The 1861-nt window shown below is 63.6% G+C and carries 2 protein-coding genes; both read right to left on the bottom strand.

Annotated features, from left to right (window positions below):
• Positions 1-255: 255 nt before the first annotated feature.
• Positions 256-1041, bottom strand: coding sequence for a carnitinyl-CoA dehydratase (locus A2I95_RS34730; RefSeq protein WP_291737118.1), 786 nt, complete (start codon positions 1039-1041; stop codon positions 256-258).
• 50 nt (positions 1042-1091) lie between these two features.
• Positions 1092-1861, bottom strand: a 770-nt coding sequence (locus tag A2I95_RS34725; protein ID WP_291737117.1) for an acetate--CoA ligase family protein, incomplete at its 5' end; no start/stop codon positions are given.

Genomic DNA, 1861 nt, shown 5'->3' with positions numbered 1-1861 from the left:
AACGACACCGCCCTGATCGCCTTGTTTCAGAAGATGTGAGCCCCTCTGTTCTTTCCCGATCAAGGACGGCCGCAGGCCGCCATGCGCCAGCATGGGCACAGCTCCTTGAGGCGGAATGAACAGGAAACGCACTCGAACTGGCTGCTTGAGGAGCAGACTGCTCCTCAAGAACTTCTCAGTGAAAAGAAAGCGCCGGGCCGGGCCCAACTGTGCAGGGACTTCTTCAGATGTTCCTAAGTAGGCGGGAGTTCTGCGTCAGCGCCCATTCCAGACCGGGTCGCGTTTTTCGGCAAAGGCACGGGCGCCTTCCAGGTTGTCCTCGGAACCATAAAGCACATCCACCGTCTGCAGCTGGCGCTGCGTGATGCGGTTCATGGCATCCTGAAACTTTGAGTCCTCAGCGTCGCGCACGATCTCCTTAATCGCCGCATAAACCAGCGGCGGGCCGGACGCGAGCAAGCGCGCCAGCTCCCAGGCGCGGTCCATCAGTTGGTCCGCCGCAACGATCTCGTTCACGAGCCCCCAGCGGTTGGCCTCTTCAGCATCGAACCATCGGCCTGTCAGCAGCAGTTCCATGGCAATGTGGTAGGGGATCCGCTTGGGCAGCTTCACACTTGCCGCGTCGGCCACCGTGCCAGAACGGATTTCCGGCAACGCAAATGTGGCGTGTTCGGCGGCGATGATCATGTCCGCTGACAGAGCCAGCTCCAGCCCGCCGCCGCAGGCAATGCCGTTCACAGCGGCAATCACCGGCTTGTTCATGTCTCGCAGTTCCTGCAGCCCGCCAAAGCCGCCAACGCCGTAATCGCCGTCCACCGCATCGCCGCCAGCCGCCGCCTTCAGGTCCCAGCCCGGGCAAAAGAACTTCTCGCCGCCACCGGTCAAGATTGCCACCCGCAACTCCGGGTCATCGCGGAAGTCCCGGAACACGTCCCCCATCACCCGGCTGGTCTTAAGGTCGATGGCATTGGCCTTGGGCCGGTCCAGCGCCACTTCTAGAATGGCGCCGTCACGGCGGGTTTTCACGGGGCTGTCGCTCATGTCGTCTCCTCCTGGCATGCTCCATGCCATTGCTGTTTCAGGCCGAAGCCTCAATACTTCCTGCGCATCAGCGCATCCGCTGCCACCGCATCCGAGGGGGTGCAAAGCAACGGGTTAATCTCGATCTCTTCCAGCCCGAGCGCGTTTTCCATCACATAGGCTTCCACCGCCCGGATCGCGCGCAGGATCGCCTCACGGTCCGCTGCCGGGGCACCGCGGTAGCCGTCCAGCAGCTTCGCCATGCGCAGAGACTGAAGCGCAGCCTCGATCTCCGCATCCGAAGCGGGCAGCAGGAAGGAGGCGCTGTCCTCCATCAGCTCAGTCAGGGTACCGCCCGCTGCCAGCGTCATGACAAAGCCATGCGCCGGATCCTTGACCACGCCGATCAGCAGTTCAGCGACCGCGCCGGTGACCATTTCCTCGACCAGGAAACGCGAGGCCGGCATGCTGAAGGCGGCGTCGCTCACTTCCTGGCCGGAATTCAGGTTCAGCGCCACAGCGCCCGCTTCAGTCTTATGGGCTACACCTTCGCCCTTCAGCACAACGGGAAAGCCGACATCCACGGCAACCGCGCGGGCATTTGTTGCTGAAGCCGCCCGTTTGGACCGCGGAACGCGCAGCCCGTAACTTGCCAGTTGCCACTTGGCCTCGGCCTCGGGCACCAGGTCCGGTTCAACAGCCGGTGTCGGCAGCAGCAGCGGTGCCGGCGCTTCCGGCAGCGGCATGCCGGCGGCCTCACAGGCGGCAATGGCCTCGCTGAGCCCCGCAAAAGGCACCACACCCGCTTCCATCAGCCGCGCCGCCACATCTTCGGGCAACA

This window comes from Leisingera sp. F5 (assembly GCF_001593695.1).
The sequence above is the reverse complement of the archived record's forward strand: the minus strand, read 5'-3'. Positions and strand labels throughout refer to the sequence as shown.